Source organism: Tardiphaga sp. P4_G1 (assembly GCF_056401215.1).
On the sequence record NZ_JBFUJU010000010.1, the window covers coordinates 230,350 to 247,484 of the forward strand.

General features: G+C 62.2%; 14 protein-coding genes. 5 read left to right on the forward strand and 9 right to left on the reverse strand.

Going from position 1 to position 17,135, the window contains the following annotated elements; all coding sequences use genetic code 11:
• Positions 1-85: 85 nt before the first annotated feature.
• Entirely contained in the window at positions 86-1,093 is a 1,008-nt protein-coding gene (cobS, locus tag AC1DUY_RS23745) for a cobaltochelatase subunit CobS (protein WP_068729504.1), read from the reverse strand.
• A 299-nt stretch (positions 1,094-1,392) separates the two neighbouring features.
• On the opposite strand from cobS, the gene AC1DUY_RS23750 reads away from it, so the two are divergent.
• Together AC1DUY_RS23750 and AC1DUY_RS23755 are read left to right on the forward strand one after the other, a co-directional pair.
• Positions 1,393-2,043, forward strand: a complete 651-nt coding sequence (locus tag AC1DUY_RS23750) for a DedA family protein (RefSeq protein ID WP_478117552.1) — start codon at positions 1,393-1,395, stop codon at positions 2,041-2,043.
• Between the two features lie 139 nt (positions 2,044-2,182).
• Positions 2,183-3,145 carry an acetyl-CoA carboxylase carboxyltransferase subunit alpha gene (locus AC1DUY_RS23755; protein WP_093757526.1) on the forward strand — a complete coding sequence of 321 codons (963 nt, stop codon included), beginning with the start codon at positions 2,183-2,185 and terminating at the stop codon, positions 3,143-3,145.
• Between the two features lie 12 nt (positions 3,146-3,157).
• Here the strand turns inward: AC1DUY_RS23755 and AC1DUY_RS23760 are convergent, their stop codons facing one another.
• On the reverse strand, positions 3,158-4,105 hold the full coding sequence (locus AC1DUY_RS23760; RefSeq protein WP_478117555.1) for a GlxA family transcriptional regulator: 948 nt from the start codon (positions 4,103-4,105) through the stop codon (positions 3,158-3,160).
• A gap of 122 nt (positions 4,106-4,227) precedes the next feature.
• Between AC1DUY_RS23760 and AC1DUY_RS23765 the strand changes: the two genes are divergently transcribed.
• Positions 4,228-5,034, forward strand: coding sequence for an SDR family NAD(P)-dependent oxidoreductase (locus AC1DUY_RS23765; protein ID WP_478117557.1), 807 nt, complete (start codon positions 4,228-4,230; stop codon positions 5,032-5,034).
• 148 nt (positions 5,035-5,182) lie between these two features.
• Here the strand turns inward: AC1DUY_RS23765 and AC1DUY_RS23770 are convergent, their stop codons facing one another.
• Positions 5,183-6,121: a peptidylprolyl isomerase gene (locus AC1DUY_RS23770; protein WP_089267776.1), complete on the reverse strand. Its 939-nt coding sequence runs from the start codon at positions 6,119-6,121 to the stop codon at positions 5,183-5,185.
• A 369-nt stretch (positions 6,122-6,490) separates the two neighbouring features.
• Here AC1DUY_RS23770 and secA point away from each other — a divergent pair, with 369 nt between their 5' ends.
• The gene (gene secA, locus AC1DUY_RS23775) at positions 6,491-9,337 is read left to right on the forward strand and encodes a preprotein translocase subunit SecA (RefSeq protein ID WP_478117560.1); all 2,847 of its coding nucleotides are present in this window, start codon (positions 6,491-6,493) and stop codon (positions 9,335-9,337) included.
• 191 nt (positions 9,338-9,528) lie between these two features.
• On the opposite strand, the gene AC1DUY_RS23780 is transcribed toward secA, so the two are convergent.
• The 3 genes from AC1DUY_RS23780 to AC1DUY_RS23790 form a co-directional block, all read right to left on the reverse strand.
• Positions 9,529-9,906 (reverse strand): endonuclease domain-containing protein, encoded by a 378-nt coding sequence (locus tag AC1DUY_RS23780; protein WP_320445787.1) that lies wholly within the window; start codon positions 9,904-9,906, stop codon positions 9,529-9,531.
• Between the two features lie 113 nt (positions 9,907-10,019).
• The gene (locus AC1DUY_RS23785; protein ID WP_320445788.1) at positions 10,020-11,528 is read right to left on the reverse strand and encodes a L,D-transpeptidase family protein; all 1,509 of its coding nucleotides are present in this window, start codon (positions 11,526-11,528) and stop codon (positions 10,020-10,022) included.
• 400 nt (positions 11,529-11,928) lie between these two features.
• Entirely contained in the window at positions 11,929-12,585 is a 657-nt protein-coding gene (locus AC1DUY_RS23790) for a J domain-containing protein (RefSeq protein ID WP_089267780.1), read from the reverse strand.
• Positions 12,586-12,722: 137 nt separating this feature from the next.
• On the opposite strand from AC1DUY_RS23790, the gene AC1DUY_RS23795 reads away from it, so the two are divergent.
• A complete protein-coding gene (locus AC1DUY_RS23795; RefSeq protein WP_184512230.1) occupies positions 12,723-12,995 on the forward strand; it encodes a BolA family protein in 273 nt (90 codons plus the stop codon).
• Between the two features lie 156 nt (positions 12,996-13,151).
• Here the strand turns inward: AC1DUY_RS23795 and AC1DUY_RS23800 are convergent, their stop codons facing one another.
• From AC1DUY_RS23800 to fdhF, 3 genes are read right to left on the reverse strand one after another with little or no spacing between them, the layout of a single operon-like run.
• Entirely contained in the window at positions 13,152-13,379 is a 228-nt protein-coding gene (locus tag AC1DUY_RS23800; RefSeq protein ID WP_068729526.1) for a formate dehydrogenase subunit delta, read from the reverse strand.
• Positions 13,351-14,208 carry a formate dehydrogenase accessory sulfurtransferase FdhD gene (gene fdhD / locus AC1DUY_RS23805; RefSeq protein WP_478117564.1) on the reverse strand — a complete coding sequence of 286 codons (858 nt, stop codon included), beginning with the start codon at positions 14,206-14,208 and terminating at the stop codon, positions 13,351-13,353. Before fdhD ends, AC1DUY_RS23800 begins: the two co-directional genes overlap by 29 nt.
• A gap of 15 nt (positions 14,209-14,223) precedes the next feature.
• Positions 14,224-17,133, reverse strand: coding sequence for a formate dehydrogenase subunit alpha (fdhF, locus tag AC1DUY_RS23810; protein WP_478117566.1), 2,910 nt, complete (start codon positions 17,131-17,133; stop codon positions 14,224-14,226).
• Positions 17,134-17,135 lie beyond the last annotated feature (2 nt).

Genomic DNA, 17,135 nt, shown 5'->3' on the forward strand with positions numbered 1-17,135 from the left:
GCGGGTCGTCACCGCGCATGCGGGAGCAACCGATTGAATGCGGAGGTGCATTCCCCTCTCTTGGAAGAGAGGGGAAGAAGACGTCTTAGCTCAGCGCCACATTCACCGAGCTTTCCGCCAGCTCTGCATTGAAGCAGCGCTGATAGAATTCGGCGACCAGCGGACGCTCGAGTTCGTCACACTTGTTCAGGAAGGTCACGCGGAACGCGAAGCCGATATCGTTGAAGATGTCGGCATTCTCGGCCCAGGTGATCACCGTACGCGGGCTCATCACCGTCGACAGGTCGCCATTGGCGAAGGCGTTACGCGTGAGATCCGCGAGGCGCACCATTTTGTTGACGATGTCGCGGCCCTCGGGGTTCTGATAGTGCTTGGCCTTCGCCAGCACGATCTCGACTTCCTCGTCATGCGCCAGATAATTCAGCGTGGTGACGATCGACCAGCGATCCATCTGGCCCTGATTGATCTGCTGCGTGCCGTGATAGAGGCCCGACGTGTCACCGAGACCGATGGTGTTCGCGGTCGCAAACAGACGGAACGCCGGATGCGGCTTGATCACCTTGTTCTGGTCGAGCAGCGTCAGGCGGCCGGAGACTTCCAGCACGCGCTGAATGACGAACATCACGTCCGGACGGCCGGCGTCGTATTCGTCGAACACCAGCGCGACATTGTGCTGCAACGCCCAGGGCAGAATGCCGTCACGGAATTCGGTGACCTGCTTGCCGTCGCGGACCACGATGGAGTCCTTGCCGACGAGGTCGATACGGCTGATGTGGCTGTCGAGGTTGACGCGCACGCAAGGCCAGTTGAGGCGCGCGGCGACCTGCTCGATATGGGTCGATTTGCCGGTGCCGTGGAAGCCCGTGACCATCACGCGGCGGTTGCGCGAGAAGCCGGCGAGAATGGCAAGCGTGGTGGCGCGATCGAACCGGTAATCGGGATCGGTGTCCGGCACATGCGGATCGGATTCGGAGAAGGCAGGCACTTCGAGGTCGGAATCGATGCCGAACAATTTGCGCACCGACACCATCTTGTCGGGAATGCCAATCAACGCGTCGGTCTTTTCTTGCAGTTTGGTCGAGGCGGCGGTCATCAATCCTCCGTGGTCCCGGATATCCCGAAACCAGTCTAGTAATGGCTGCGGATGGGGTGCTTTGTGGAACGTATCAGAGAGCCGCGGCTGGACAAAGCCCAGCTCTTCATCAAAGTTCCCGAATGTTATCATCGAGATAGGTTCTAACGGCAATTTTTGGAAGTCTGCCCTGCGAATCAGCCGATGCTCCGGGTCGATCAATTTGCAGCGGTATTTGGGGATCGAACGGCGCGGCCGGCCATTTCAATCATATATGCTGTCACAGTTGGCTGAGGCACCCCGCGCCGGATCGGAATTTCGTGACGTCCTTCATCGATTCCCTGACCTATTTTGTCGCCGCGCATGCCTGGCTGGGCTACCTCACTATTTTCCTCGCTGCCTTGCTGGAAGCCGTGCCGGTGCTCGGAACATTCATCCCAGGCACCACGGTCATTCTGGCGCTGAGCGCCCTGATTCCGGCAGGCGACCTCGATCTCGTGGCGGTGCTGGCGGCCGCCGTGGCGGGCGCCGTGCTCGGCGACGGGAGCGCATTCTGGATCGGGCATGTCCGGCAACGACAACTGCTCGACGCGTGGCCGCTTTCGAATTATCCGGGCGTGGTGGCGCAGAGCGAGGCCTTCTTCCATCGCTTCGGCACGCTGGCCGTGTTCCTCGGCCGCTTCGTTCCGCCCATCCGCGCTTTCGTGCCGGTCACGGCCGGAGCATTGGGGACCGCACCGGCGAAATTCTATGCCGTGAACATCCCCGCAGCATTGCTCTGGGCGCCGGCGCATGTGTTGCCCGGCGTGCTCGCAGTGTCGGTGCTGGACCGCTATGGCGGCATCGCCGGCCTTGAAGGTCAGGCCAAGCATTACTGGATTCAGGCCGTGATCGTGGCGGCCGTGCTGGCCGGTGCCGCCGTCTGGTGGTGGCATCGCCGCAAGCGCAACACAGCAATGGAAACGTCATAAAAAGGCGCTTGAACGTTGAAATATCTCTTTGATTTTTCAAAGTAAATGACACCTTCGCGGCTTGACTTGCAGCCCCGATTGACTTGAAAAGCCTGCACCGGCAGTTTCGCCCGCCGTCCGTCCTTCCCATATCCAGTGAATGTCCGAACCCATGCGCAGCTATCTCGACTTTGAAAAGCCCGTTGCCGAGCTGGATTCCAAGATCGATGAATTGCGCACGCTGGCCGCCAGCGGCAGCGACATCGGCGAAGAGATCGTGCGCATCGAGGACAAGGCCGTCGCCGCGCTGCACGAGCTCTATGCGAACCTGACGCCGTGGCAGAAGACCCAGGTCGCGCGGCATCCGCAGCGCCCGCATTGCATGAATTACGTGGAAGCGCTGATCACCGAATTCACGCCGCTCGCCGGCGACCGCAAGTTCGGCGAGGATGAAGCGCTGGTGGCTGGCTTCGGCCGTTTCCGCGGCGAGAGCGTCTGCGTGCTCGGCCAGGAAAAGGGCAACACCACCGAGAGCCGCCTCAAGCATAATTTCGGCATGGCCCGCCCCGAAGGCTACCGCAAGGCGGTTCGCCTGATGGAGATGGCCGACCGTTTCAACATTCCCGTGCTGTCGCTGGTCGATACCGCCGGCGCCTATCCCGGCATCGGCGCGGAAGAGCGCGGCCAGGCTGAAGCCATCGCACGCTCCACCGATGCCTGCCTCGGCCTTGGCGTTGCCAATGTCGCTGTGATCATCGGCGAAGGCGGCTCGGGCGGCGCCATCGCCATCGCCACCGCCAACAAGGTGCTGATGCTGGAACATGCCATCTACAGCGTGATCTCGCCGGAAGCGGCATCGTCGATCCTGTGGCGCGACTCATCCAAGGCGCAGGAAGCCGCGACCAACATGAAGATCACCGCGCAGGATCTGCTGCGTTTCGGCGTCATCGATTCCATCCTGAAAGAGCCGCCAGGCGGCGCACACCGCGACCCCGCCGCCATGATTGCCATCACCGGCGACGCCATCGCCCAGGCCTTCAACGACATGCGCGGCATGGACGCGGCGACTATTCGTCAGCAGCGCCGGCAGAAGTTTCTGGATATCGGCCGCAAGATTGGCTGAGCTGACGTTCTCTCACGCGTCCATCTGAGACCGCGCATTTCGGCGGATCACCTGCGGCGGCTGGCCATAGGCGCGCAGAAATGCGCGGCGCATGCGGTCACGATCGGCAAACCCCGTCTGCTGCGCGACGGTGTCGATGGGATGCCGGCTCTGCTCCATCATCAACCGCGCGGCCTCTAGCCGCAGATGCTCGACGGCCTTGGCGGGCGATTGGCCTGTCTCGGCGTGAAAGGCGCGGCTGAACTGCCGCGGGCTGAGATTTGCGGCATCGGCGAGATCATTCACCGTCAGCGGCTTCTGCAGGTTGTCGCGCGCGAAAGCGAGCGCCTTCTGGATACGGTCCGACTTCGGCGCCAATTCCAGCAACGCCGAGAACTGCGACTGACCGCCCGCGCGACGGTGATACACGACCATCTTTTTCGCGATGTTGCGCGCGACGTCCTCGCCGAGATCGGCCTCCACCATCGCCAGTGCGAGATCGATGCCCGCGGTCATGCCGGCCGAGGTCCAGACCGAACCGTCATTCACGAAGATGCGGTCTTCATCGACCTTCACTTTCGGAAATTGCTTCTGCATGTCGCGCGCATAGAACCAGTGCGTGGTCGCGCGCCGTTGATCGAGAATGCCGGCTTCGGCGAGCACGAAGGCGCCGATACAGATGGACGCAACACGCCGCGCATGTTTGGGCGCCTGTCGAACGAAATCGATCAGGCCGGGCGTCGCGGATTCGACCGTCAGACCGCCGGCAATGATCAGCGTGTCATAGGCATCAGACGCATTGAACGGTTCGGTGGTCAAACTCATGCCCAGCGAGGTGCCGACCTGACCGCCCCGCTCCGACAACACATGCAGATCATAGGTGGGCGGATCGGTCAGCATATTGGCCAGTTCAAAGACCGACATCGCCGCAAGGCTGATGGGCGAGCACCCCGGGGAAACAACAAGGCCGATGCGCTGCATGTGTTCGCTCCCTCAGAACAGAACGTCCTAAAACGCCGCTTATATGACATTTAAGACATGTCAGCGCAAGACTAGGTTTCCTGACACGGCCGCTGCGGCCGAGAGCATTCAGGAGAACGACAATGACGAATTCACATCAGGGCACGGCACTGATTACGGGCGCCTCGACGGGCATTGGCGCCGTCTATGCGGACCGGCTGGCTAGGCGCGGCTACGATCTCATTCTGGTGGCGCGGAACCAGGACCGCCTGGCGGCCCTCGCCAAGCGACTGACCAGCGAGACCGGACGATCGGTCCGCACGCTGGCCGCCGATCTCGGCAACAAGGCCGATCTGGCAAAGGTCGAAGCCGCGCTGCGCGACGATGCGAGCATTACGATGCTGGTCAACAATGCCGGAGTCGGCGCGGTGGCACCGTTACTCAGTGCCGATGTCGACAAAATGGAAGACATGATCACGCTGAACATCACCGCGCTGACACGGCTGACCTATGCCGCCGTGCCCGGCTTCGTCGCGCGCAACAAAGGCACGATCATCAACATCTCGTCGATCGTCGGTATCGGTGCAGAAATCCTCAACGGCGTCTACGGAGCGAGCAAGGCCTATGTGCTCAGCTTCAGCCATTCGCTGGTGCATGAACTCGCCGACAAGGGCATCCGCGTGCAGGCAGTGTTGCCGGGCGCTACGGCCACCGAATTCTGGGACATCGCGGGCTACCCGCACCAGAACATGGATCAGGCCACGGTGATGCGCGCCGACGACATGGTCGATGCTGCATTGGCTGGCCTCGACCAGGGTGAGCTCGTCACCATTCCGGGCCTGCAGGACGGCGCGAACTGGACCCGCTTCGAAGCAGATCGCCGCGCCCTCTCGACCAAATTCGGTCATGCGACGCCAGCGCCGCGCTATCGGGTGACCGTACCGGCATAGACGTTGTCGGCTCGGCCGGGGATTATCTGCCAAGCCCGGCAACTAAAACTCTGTCATGCCCGGGCTTGTCCCGGCCATGACAGCGTATGTGTTACAGGCAGCAAAAAGCCCGCCCTCTCCACAGAGGGCGGGCTTTTCGAGTCCAGAATTACTTCTTCGCCGGAGCCATCTTGCTGTCGGCCGGCTTCGGCGCGTCCTTGGCAGCAGGCGCGGCGGGTGCCGCCGGAGCAGGCGTTGCGGCGGCCTGATCGATACGCTCAACCTTCGCACCTTCACGCAGCTTGGTAACGTAGTCGGCCTGCGCCTTGCGCACGACATACTGTTCGATCTGCGGCTTCACCTGGTCGAATTCCGGCGCCTTGCGGTTGCGCTTTTCCTCGACCTTGATGATGTGCCAGCCGAACTGCGACTTCACGGGGTCCGAGATCTTGCCCGGCTCCAGCGCGAAGGCAACGGCGGAGAATTCCGGCACCATCTGGTCCTTGGTGAAGAAACCCAGATCGCCACCATCGGCCGCGCCCGGATCCTTCGACTTCTTCTTGGCGAGTTCGGCGAAATCGGCGCCCTTCTTCAGCTCGTCGGCGACCGTCTTGGCCTCGGCCTCGCTCTCCACCAGGATGTGGCGGGCATGGACTTCGGCTTCGCCGGTGATCTGCTTGGCCGCGTCCTCATAGACCTTCTTCATGTTGTCGTCGGTCAGGGCTTCCTTGCCTTCGACGGCCAACAGGTTGTCCATGAGCAGGCGGTTACGGGCGAAGGCCAGCTTGGACTTGAAATCCTCACGATCGGCGATCTTCTTGTCCTCGGCAGCCTTGGCGACGATCTTCATGTCGATCAGGAACGACAGCACATTGTCCTTCCGGGTCGCGGGATCCATCTGGGCGAGGCTCGGGCCGAGCTCTTCCTCGGCAATGGTGACGTCGCTCTGGCGGATTTCCTGGCCGTTGACCTTGGCGAGGACCGGATTGGCATCCTGCGCGTAAACCGGGAAACTGGTGAGAAAGGCCACCGCAACGGCGCCGGTCAGGGCAGCCAGGGTGCGGCCCGGGCGCAGGCCCGGCGTCAGGGCGAGCGATACGAAGGTCATGGAAAATCCTTATCTCGGATAAGAGCCTGTTGGGGACGGCGGACACTCTCCCAAACGTACCGTCTTGGCAACGCGAAAACTCTGTCAAAATGATGAAATCCTTGAGAGGTTCGCGCCGTTGACAACCCCCCATACGGGCCATATCTCTCCCCGACCGGGCCGGTGGCGAAGGCGCGATTTCGGCCGCGCCGTGGTCATTGAACCCCTGATTGCCCTGCTCCCACTCATCTCCCGGGGTCTTGCTTTTTTGGCACTCCCGCACCGGGGTCCAGACAGCAATCCGCCACAGACTTTGGATATGACGAGGCTGGGCGACCGCTGCACCATTCCACGGCCCTCGGGCCGCATTGCTAAAGACAGGATTTCGTGATGATCGGCGCGCTCGCCCGCAAGTTCTTCGGCTCTGCCAACGACCGCCGCGTCAAGGGATATCAATCGCGTGTTGCCGCGATCAACGCGCTGGAACCTGAGGTCGCAGCGCTGTCGGACGATGCGCTCAAAGCGCGCACCGCCGAGTTCAAGGCACAACTCGAAGCCGGCAAGACTCTCGACGATCTCCTCGTTCCTGCTTTCGCCACCGTTCGCGAAGCCGCCAAGCGCACCCTCGGCCAGCGTCACTTCGACGTGCAGCTGATCGGCGGCATGGTGCTGCATGAGGGCGACATCGCCGAGATGAAGACCGGCGAAGGCAAGACGCTGGTCGCCACCCTCGCCGTCTATCTGAACGCGCTCGCCGGCCAGGGCGTGCATGTCGTCACCGTCAACGACTACCTCGCCAAGCGCGATAGCGGCTGGATGGGCCAGATCTACAGCTTCCTGGGCCTCACCACCGGCGTGATCGTTCACGGACTCGACGATACCGAGCGCCAGGCGGCCTATGCCTGCGACATCACCTACGGCACCAACAACGAATACGGCTTCGATTATCTGCGCGACAACATGAAGTACCGGCTGGAGGACATGGTCCAGCGCAAGCACTTCTATGCCATCGTCGACGAAGTCGATTCGATCCTGATCGACGAAGCGCGCACACCGTTGATCATTTCTGGCCCGCTCGACGATCGCTCGGAATTCTACAACACCATCGACACCTTCCTGCCCAAGCTTGAAAAGGTCATCGACTTCGAAGTCGACGAGAAGCAGCGCACCGTGACGCTGACCGAAGCCGGCATGGAGAAGATCGAAACCCTGCTGCGCGATGCCGGCCAGCTCAAGGGCGAGACGCTGTATGACGTCGAGAACGTCTCCGTCGTGCATCACATCAATCAGGCGCTGCGCGCCCACTCACTGTTCAACCGCGACAAGGACTACATCGTCCGCGACGACGAAGTGATCATCATCGACGAGTTCACCGGCCGCATGATGCAGGGCCGCCGCTATTCGGAAGGCCTGCACCAGGCGCTGGAAGCCAAGGAACATGTGACGGTCCAGCCGGAAAACCAGACGCTGGCCTCGATCACGTTCCAGAACTACTTCCGCATGTACAAGAAACTGGCCGGCATGACCGGTACGGCTCTGACCGAAGCGGATGAGCTGTTCGACATCTACAAGCTCGAAGTCGTCGAAGTGCCCACCAACGTCGGCATCGGCCGCATGGACGAGGACGATGAGGTCTATCGCACCCAGGACGAGAAGCACGCCGCCATCCTCGCCGAGATCGAGCGCGCCAATGCGCGGATGCAGCCGGTGCTGGTCGGCACCGCGTCGATCGAAAAATCGGAAGTGCTTGGCGAGTATCTGCTCAAGAACGGCTACAAGCTGATCGACTTCACCAAGCCGAAGGCGATGGACAAGCTCTATGCGGCCGCGCGTTCCGGCAAGCCGGCGAAACTGTTCGCGGTGCTGAATGCGCGCTTCCACGAGCAAGAGGCCTATATCGTCGCCGAAGCCGGCGTCCCCGGCGCCATCACCATCGCCACCAACATGGCCGGCCGCGGTACCGACATCAAACTCGGCGGCTCGGTCGAGATGCGCGCGCAGATCGAAACGGCCGATATCGCCGACGAAGCCGAGAAGGTTGCCAAGATCGCCGAGATCAAGGCCGAGATCGAGCGCTTCCGCGAAATCGTGCTGAACGCCAAGGAAGTGGTCGAGATCGAGCCCGCCAAGGGCAGCAAGCCGGCCAAGACCGTCGAGAAGCCCGGCGGCCTCTACATCATGGGCTCCGAGCGCCATGAGTCACGCCGCATCGACAACCAGCTCCGCGGCCGCTCCGGCCGTCAGGGCGACCCTGGCCGGTCCAAGTTCTTCCTGTCGCTGGAAGACGACCTGATGCGCATCTTCGGCTCGGATCGTCTGGATACGATGCTGACGCGGCTCGGCCTGAAGGAAGGCGAAGCGATCATCCATCCGTGGATCAACAAGGCGCTCGAGAAAGCCCAGCAGAAGGTCGAGGCGCGCAACTTCGACATCCGCAAGAACCTGCTGAAATATGACGACGTGCAGAACGACCAGCGCAAGGTGATCTTCGAGCAGCGCGTCGACCTGATGCAGAACGATAGCGTCGCCGAGACCGTCAACGATATGCGCCGCGCCTTCGTCGAGGACCTCGTCACCAAGCACGTGCCGGAAAACCAGTATGCCGAGCAGTGGGATGTGGCCGGCCTGAAGGAAGAGCTCAAGCGCGTGCTCGACCTCGATCTTCCGGTGGACGAATGGGCCAAGGAAGAAGGCATCGCCGACGAGGAGCTGCTCAACCGTATCGAGCAGAAGGCCGACGAGCACATGGCCGCGAAGGTCGCCCAGTGGGGCCCCGACGTGATGCGTTACGTCGAGAAGACGATCCTGTTGCAGACGCTGGATCATCTGTGGCGCGAGCATCTGGTGATGCTGGATCACCTGCGTCAGGTCATCGGCCTGCGCGGCTACGGCCAGCGCGATCCGCTGCAGGAATACAAGGCGGAAGCCTTCAACCTGTTCGAGGCCATGATTTCCAATCTGCGCGAAGCCGTCACCGCGCAATTGATGCGCGTCGAAATCGTGCCGCCGGACGTGCAGCCCGAACTGCCTGTCATGGAAGCCCACAAGCTCGACTACAACACCGGCGAAGACGAAATGGCCTTCGCCAATGCAGCGCTGGCACCGATGGGCCAGCAACAGCCCGCCGTCGCCCGCGATCCGAACAACCAGGACACCTGGGGCAAGGTCGGCCGCAACGAGGACTGTCCGTGCGGCTCCGGCAAGAAGTTCAAGCACTGCCACGGGCGGTATGCGTAAGCCGAGTTGGGCGAGCGGGGCTGCTGTTGGTTTGAACGGATAGTTCATCGCCTGCGGCACCCCCATCCCCGACCCTTCCCCGCAAGGGGGAAGGGAGTCACAGCGTTCGGCTCAGGCGAAAGCGATCACCACAGTCTTTGAGATGTCCCGCGCTCTGCACTGCTCAAATTCGCAGTAAGTTGGCGACGCTATTAGTGCTCCCTTCCCCCTTGCGGGGAAGGGTCGGGGATGGGGGTCACCACGCTCTGAATGGCCTGAAGCACTCCGTCGATATTCTCCAAAACGTCGTGATTCCAGAACCGCAACACGCGGTAGCCGCGCCTCTCGATGTACGCCGTGCGCTTCACATCAGCCTCCCGCTGCCAGTCGTGCTGGCCACCATCCAGCTCGATCACGAGCTTCGCCTTTCGGCTCGCGAAATCGACGATGAATGAGCCAATCGGCGCCTGACGCCTGAAATGCGAACCTGCGAGCGCGATGTCATGGCGAAGCCGCGGCCATAGAACACGCTCGGCATTGGTGGGCTCAGCCCGTAATTTGCGCGCGAAGTATCTTTGACGATCTTCCATCGCAATCGTCTCGACTGGATCTGACGTCGCCTGTCAGGATTTCAGCACGGAAAAAGCTGACAACAAAATCGTCAGATTCGCGCGAATCGAGCGGATGAAAAATCGAGCGCGCCTCAGCGCATCGCCGAGAAGCGGTCCGTGAACGAATTCGCGGACACGACCGGGGCTGCGCCTGACAGCGCGGCTGTGCCGGCGCCGCTGCCGGAGGCTGGCGTGGATGGTTCGGCTGACAGCGTCGGCTTGAGCGGCGGGCGTGGGGTGGCGACGAGCGGTGCGGGTGCAGCGGCCGGCTTCGCTGCAGCTACAGAAGCAGGCGTCGCAGGAGCAGCCGACGGGGCGGCCTTGCTGGCGAGGGCCTTCGGCTTCGCGGCCGGTGTCGGCACGGGAGCGGCTGGCGCCGTAGTTGCGGTCGCGGTCGTTTCCGAGCCGCCGATACCGACCTTCTTGGCGAGATTACTGAAGAAGCCGCCGTCCGACGAGGCCGACGCAACACGCGTGGAGGGCACGGCGACGACGGGTTCTTCCGATGCTGCAAACAGCGACGCCGAATAGGACGTCGAGCCCGCAGCATTGGCCTTCGGCGGATTGACGTGCGGCGGGATCGTGCCCGGTGCGCGCGAATAGGCGGCGGTCTGCACGCCCGGCGGCTCCGGATCCGACAGGCCGGTGGCGCCATCGGGCAACTTGGAGGCGAAGACGCGGTTCATGCCGCCGTCGATATCGGGACGGCGCTGCGCTACCGGCGTGCCCTTGGCAACCAGTTCGGCAATCTTCGCATCATCCTGCGCCTGCTTGGCGCTGACGGCATCGGCGATCTCGGACGGGATCTGATAGACTGGGCACTTGGCCGAGGCATTGAACACCAGCGGCTTGGTCGATCCCGCAGGCGCGGCCGGATCGAACACATACTTGTTCTCGCAGAACTCGACCTTCGGCTCCTGCCGCGTCACTTCGAAATGATCATAGCCCTGCTTGATCATCTTCCAGAACGGCATGTTCGGGTTATTGCGATGCTTGGCCATGTTGACCGGCGTCATCTTGAACGGAAACGCCGCGAACTGGAACGAGCGCTGTCCGCCGAAGAAGGATTCACGGCCCAGCGAATAGATCTCGGCGATCTGTTCGTCGGTCATGGCGAAACAGCCCCGCGACGAGCAATCGCCATGCACCATCAGCTGCGAACCGGTGCGTCCCAGCGCCTTGTCAAAGGCGTTGGGGAAACCGGTATTGAAGGAGAGATAGTAGGACGAGCGCGGATTCATCTGCGCCGGCGTGATCGCATAGAAACCTTCCGGTGCCTGGCGATCGCCTTCCTTGACCTTCGGGCCGAGATCGCCGGACCAGCGGCAGATCGGATAGGTCTTCAGCAGCGCAAACTGGCCGGAGCGATTCTGCTTCCAGACTTCGAGTTCGGCTTCCTGCTTGAACACACGGACCAGCATCGGCGACTGCAGGTCCATGTCCTTTTCAGTCATCTCGGCGACGAGCTTGGGCGGAACGGGCTGGTTCGCCTTGGCATTGCTGGCGAGCGACATGTCTTCGCCGTTGCAGCCGGCAAGCACCACGCCTGTCGCAAGTACGACCGACGTCAGCAGCGCGCGAACAAGCGAGCGATGTTTCAAAGCCAAGCTCCGCAGCCGACGGGACGTCGACACCCCAAGGAATAAAGACAAATGAGCCCTTATTCGTACGCAAATATTAGCCTTAAGGCCCCTTGCTCGCAAGGCAACTGGCCGTGAGCAACAGGTTCCGTTCCGGCGATGGTCAACAGAGATTGAAGATCTCAGGCCGGGCGGAATTGCGGCGGTATCTGGCGGGAAGGCGAATTAAGCAGGCGGCGATGGGTTATGCTTAATAGTTTGGCAGCGCTCTCGACCCTCATGGCCGGGCTTGTCCCGGCCACCTACGTCTTTGTTCACTCGCCGCCAAAGACGTGGATGCCCCGGCACATCCAGCGAAGCTCGCTTCGCGCTGGCCGGGCACGACGAACATTGGCAAGGGCGTGGACAATCTCGGAGCGCCTCAGGAGCCCCGGACCACGGTCTTCAAGTAGTTGTAAGCCTTGATGATTTCGATCAACCGGTCCTCGGTGGAGCGGTCGCCGCCATTGGCGTCGGGGTGGTGCTGCTTCACCAGCGCTTTGTACTGCGCCTTGACGTCGTCCAGCGTCGCGCTGGGGCCGAGACCCATGACTTGCAGCGCCTTGCGCTCGGCATTGAAGATCTTGCGGGTTTCTTCCTTGATCGGCTGCTGCGGCTTGCGGGCCCGGCCGCGCCCCATACCCATGCCGTTCATCTCGTTGAACATGGCAAACGGATCGATCGCGCCGTCGAGGTCGGGCTGCCCGGCCTTGGTTTTGTCCGCAGAGCCGTTGGCGCCCATCTTCCAGGTCGGACGATGGCCGGTCAGCGCGTCCTTCTGGTACTTGGCGACCGCGTCCGGGGCCATGCCCTGGAAGAAGTTATAGCCCTGATTGTATTCGCGGACATGGTTCAGGCAGAAGTGCCAGTATTCCTTGTCCTGCGCACGGCCCTTGGGCGCGCGGTGCGGACCCTTGTTCTTGCACTCGGGCCACTCGCACATAATAGCTTCTTCGCGCGCAGCGGCCTGCTGCTTCGCGCTCAGCTTGTTCGGCTTGATACGGATGCTGTCGAAGAATTTGGATGAGTCGATGGGCATGGCTGACTATGACAACGCAATGCAAAAAGCTTCAAGTCTTGACATTCCGATTACCTCATTCGGCGCCCTGCGCCGCACCAATATGGTCGCCACATCGTGATTGACCGTGAGTGGGGCGAACCGCTAAGCCGGCCATCATGACCATGAAAGATAACATCACAAAGAAGCTGACAGAGGCTTTCGCGCCCCTCAGCCTCGACGTTTCAGATGAATCGCATCTGCATGCCGGTCACATGGGCCACCGCCCGGAGGGTGAAACCCACTTCAGGGTCAATATTGTGTCGGAGGCCTTCGAAGGGAAGAGCCGGATCGACCGCCATCGCATGATCAACGAACTGCTGGCGGCGGAACTCGCGGGAACGGTACATGCGCTGGCGCTGAAACCGCAGACGCCGCAGGAAGCGGGTTAGGTTTCGTCGCGGCACCCTAACCGTCATTCCGGGGCGCGAGCGCCACTTGGCGATCGCGAACCCGGAATCTCAGCATGGGAGTCTCCGACAGCGCCATGCCATGTCCAGATTCCGGGTTCGCGTGCGAGAAGACGCGCCCGCGCCCGGAATGACGAGCTACTTCTTCAGCGAAGCGATCGCCTCGAGCACATTCGGCTTCAGCCCGGCGCCGCCCGCATCCAGATGTTCGAAGATCTTCTTCCGCATGCGCGGATCCCAGAACTTCTTGATGTGCTCGGCAATGCCGGCCACGGCGTGATCGTGGCCCTGGCTGTTGAAGAAGTCGCCGATCTGGTTGGCCATATAGATCAGCCGGTCAGGCGACGTCGATGTGTGGGTGTCCATGCTCTTGCCCTGATGCATCCGCGGTGACGCCGTGCTGACGCACGCGATGCTGATGTGTGAAAACTTCGAACCCGTCGCTGCGCGCGATCGCGGCCAACGTAATGCCTGCGGCTTCCGCCATGCGGATGGCCAGTGCGGTGGGGGCCGAGACCGACACCATGAGCGGCGCGCCGATGGCAGCCGTCTTTTGCACCATCTCGACGGAGACGCGGCTGGTGAGCAGGACCATGCCCTGCCCTGCATCGACCTTGGCCTGCGCCAGCGCGCCGGCCAGCTTGTCGAGCGCATTGTGACGGCCGACATCCTCACGCAACGCGACGATGCCGTCGGCCGGCGTCCAGAACGCCGCGGCGTGCACGGCACGGGTCTGGATGTTGACCTTCTGCAGCGGCGACAGCGTCTCCATCGCCGCCATGATCTGGTCGAAGGAGAACGCGCCGCCGGGCGCGACGATGGCCGCCGGCTTAACGGCTTCAGAAATCGAGTCGATGCCGCACAGACCGCAGCCCGTCGGCCCGGCGATCTGCCGGCGCCGCGCGCTGATGCTCTCGGCCTTCTCGCCTGCGAGCCACATGCGCAGCTCAACGCCATCGTCGAATTCAACGGCCTCGAAACTCTCGATCTCGTCGATCGAGGTGACCACGCCTTCGCTCAGACTGAAGCCGTAGGCGAAGTCGCGATAGTCCTGCGGCGTCCCCATCATAACGGCATAGGTGCCGCCATTATAGGTGATCGCCAGCGCGGTCTCTTCCGGCACCGCGCGCAACCCCTCGCTGACGCCGGACTGGCGCCAGATCTTGCGGGGGACTGAGCGAACCGGCTCGTGCATCTCTGGTCTCCAGACCTACTCCGCGGCTTCCACGACGGGCATGGCGATCCGGCGCGACTGGCGGGCCTGCTCGTCATATTCCTTCTGCCACTCGGACGGACCGTTCGAGGGCGAGATCTGCACCGCCGTCACCTTGTATTCCGGGCAATTGGTGGCCCAGTCCGAGAACTCGGTGGTGATGACGTTGGCCTGCGTGGTCGGGTGATGGAAGGTCGTATAGACCACGCCCGGCGCCATACGCTCGGTTAGCAGCGCACGCAACGTCGTCTCGCCGGCGCGGCTCTGCAGCTTCACCCAGTCGCCGTCGCGGATGCCACGCAGTTCGGCGTCATGCGGATGCAGCTCCAGACGATCCTCTTCATGCCAGACCACATTCTCGGTGCGCCGTGTCTGCGCGCCGACATTGTACTGGCTGAGAATACGGCCGGTGGTGAGCAGCAGCGGGAAGCGCGGCCCTGTACGCTCGTCGGTGGCGATGTATTCGGTGAGCATGAACTTGCCCTTGCCGCGCACGAAGCCGTCCATATGCATGATCGGCGTGCCCAGAGGCTGCTTCTCGTTACACGGCCACTGCACCGAACCAACCTCTTCGAGCTTCGCATAGGAAACGCCGGCAAAAGTCGGCGTCAGCGCCGCGATCTCGTCCATGATCTCCGAGGGGTGGTTGTAGGACATCTCGTAGCCGAGTGCCTTGGCGAATCCCAAGGTCACTTCCCAGTCCTCAAGACCATTCTTCGGCGACATCACCTTGCGGACGCGCTGGATGCGGCGTTCGGCATTGGTGAAGGTGCCGTTCTTCTCCAAGAAGGTGGAGCCCGGGAAGAACACGTGGGCGTAGTTTGCGGTCTCGTTCAGGAACAGGTCGTGGACGATGACACATTCCATCGCCGACAGCGCGGCCACCACATGCTTGGTGTTGGGATCGGACTGCAGGATGTCCTCGCCCTGCACGTACAGGCCCATGAAGGTGCCTTCCGTGGCAGCATCGAACATGTTGGGAATGCGCAGGCCCGGCTCACTGTTGAGCTTGACGTTCCACATCGCTTCGAACTGCTCGCGCACCGCATCGCCCGAGATGTGGCGATAGCCCGGCAGCTCATGCGGGAACGAGCCCATGTCGCAGGAGCCCTGCACGTTGTTCTGGCCGCGCAGCGGATTCACGCCGACGCCGGGACGACCGATATTGCCGGTCGCCATCGCGAGGTTCGCGATCGCGATCACGGTGGTCGAACCCTGGCTGTGCTCGGTGACGCCGAGACCGTAATAGATCGCACCATTGCCACCGGTGGCGAACAAACGGGCAGCGGCGCGCAGCTCCTTCGGATCGACGCCGGTCATGATGGCAGTGGCTTCGGGGCTGTGGGTCGGCTGCGCGACGAAGGCCGCCCAGTCTTCGAACTCGCTCCAGTCACAGCGCTCGCGGATGAAGGTCTCGTCGGCGAGGCCTTCGGTGACGATGACATGCGCCAGCGCGGTGAGCACGGCGACATTGGTACCGGGCATCAGGGGCAGATGGTGCTGTGCCTCGATATGGGCCGAGCGCACGATATCGGTTTGGCGCGGATCTACCACGATCAGCTTGGCGCCGGCGCGCAAACGCTTCTTCAGGCGTGACGCAAACACCGGATGGCCATCGGTCGGGTTCGCACCAATGATCATCACGACGTCGGTGTCTTCCACCGAGTCGAAATCCTGCGTGCCGGCCGAGGTGCCGAAGGTTGAGGACAGGCCGTAGCCGGTCGGCGAATGGCAAACGCGCGCGCAAGTATCGACGTTGTTGTTGCCGAAGCCGGCGCGGATCAGCTTCTGCACCACGAATACTTCTTCATTGGTGCAGCGCGACGAGGTGATGCCGCCGATGGAGTCTTTGCCGTGTTTGGCCTGGATGCCCTTGAACTTCTTGGCCGCGAAATTGAAGGCCTCATCCCATGACACTTCCTGCCATGGATCGGTGATCTTCTCGCGGATCATCGGATTGAGGATGCGCTCCTTGTGGTTCGCATAGCCCCAGGCGAAACGGCCCTTGACGCAGGAATGGCCGCGATTGGCCTTGCCGTCCTTGTACGGCACCATGCGCACCAGTTCTTCACCTCGCATTTCCGCCTTGAAGGTACAGCCGACGCCGCAATAGGCACAGGTGGTCACAGCGGAGTGCTCAGGCTGGCCGATCTCGATCACGGCCTTCTCGGTCAGCGTCGCGGTCGGGCAGGCCTGCACGCAGGCGCCGCAGGACACGCATTCCGAACCCAGGAAGCTCTCGCTCATGCCCGGCGAGACCCGGCTCTCGAAACCGCGGCCGGAGATCGTCAGCGCGAAAGTGCCCTGAACTTCTTCACAGGCGCGAACGCAGCGCGAGCAGACGATGCACTTGGAGGGATCGTATGTGAAGTACGGATTCGACTCGTCCTTCGCCATCCAGTGATCGTTTTCGCAGGCTTCCGGCGAATTGTGATTGTGCTTCGGACCGGTCTTGGCGAAGACATGGTTCTCGCCGTCATAACCGTAACGCACGTCGCGCAAGCCGACGGCACCGGCCATATCCTGCAATTCGCAATCACCATTGGCGGCGCAGGTGAGACAGTCGAGCGGATGGTCGGAGATATAGAGCTCCATCACGCCCTTGCGCAGCGCCGCGAGCCGCGCATTCTGGGTATGAACCACGAGGCCTTCCATGGCCGGCGTGGTGCAGGAGGCCGGCGTGCCCGCGCGGCCTTCGATCTCGACCAGACAGAGACGACAGGAGCCGAAGGCATCCACCATGTCGGTGGCGCAGAGTTTCGGAATTTGCGTGCCCATCTCCATGGCGGCGCGCATGATGGAGGTGCCCTCGGGCACCGAGACGCTCTGCCCGTCAATGGTCAGCGTGACCATCTTTTCGGACTTCGAACGCGGCGTACCAAAATCGATTTCGTGAACGAGCGACATGT

Coding starts and splice junctions, on each gene's coding strand:
- fdhF (WP_478117566.1), bottom strand. CDS start 17,133: ATGTCGCTCGTTCACGAAATCGATTTTGGTACGCCGCGTTCGAAGTCC.
- secA (WP_478117560.1), top strand. CDS start 6,491: ATGATCGGCGCGCTCGCCCGCAAGTTCTTCGGCTCTGCCAACGACCGC.
- fdhD (WP_478117564.1), bottom strand. CDS start 14,208: ATGCACGAGCCGGTTCGCTCAGTCCCCCGCAAGATCTGGCGCCAGTCC.
- AC1DUY_RS23800 (WP_068729526.1), bottom strand. CDS start 13,379: ATGGACACCCACACATCGACGTCGCCTGACCGGCTGATCTATATGGCC.
- AC1DUY_RS23795 (WP_184512230.1), top strand. CDS start 12,723: ATGACCATGAAAGATAACATCACAAAGAAGCTGACAGAGGCTTTCGCG.
- AC1DUY_RS23790 (WP_089267780.1), bottom strand. CDS start 12,585: ATGCCCATCGACTCATCCAAATTCTTCGACAGCATCCGTATCAAGCCG.
- AC1DUY_RS23770 (WP_089267776.1), bottom strand. CDS start 6,121: ATGACCTTCGTATCGCTCGCCCTGACGCCGGGCCTGCGCCCGGGCCGC.
- AC1DUY_RS23765 (WP_478117557.1), top strand. CDS start 4,228: ATGACGAATTCACATCAGGGCACGGCACTGATTACGGGCGCCTCGACG.
- AC1DUY_RS23760 (WP_478117555.1), bottom strand. CDS start 4,105: ATGCAGCGCATCGGCCTTGTTGTTTCCCCGGGGTGCTCGCCCATCAGC.
- AC1DUY_RS23755 (WP_093757526.1), top strand. CDS start 2,183: ATGTCCGAACCCATGCGCAGCTATCTCGACTTTGAAAAGCCCGTTGCC.
- cobS (WP_068729504.1), bottom strand. CDS start 1,093: ATGACCGCCGCCTCGACCAAACTGCAAGAAAAGACCGACGCGTTGATT.
- AC1DUY_RS23780 (WP_320445787.1), bottom strand. CDS start 9,906: ATGGAAGATCGTCAAAGATACTTCGCGCGCAAATTACGGGCTGAGCCC.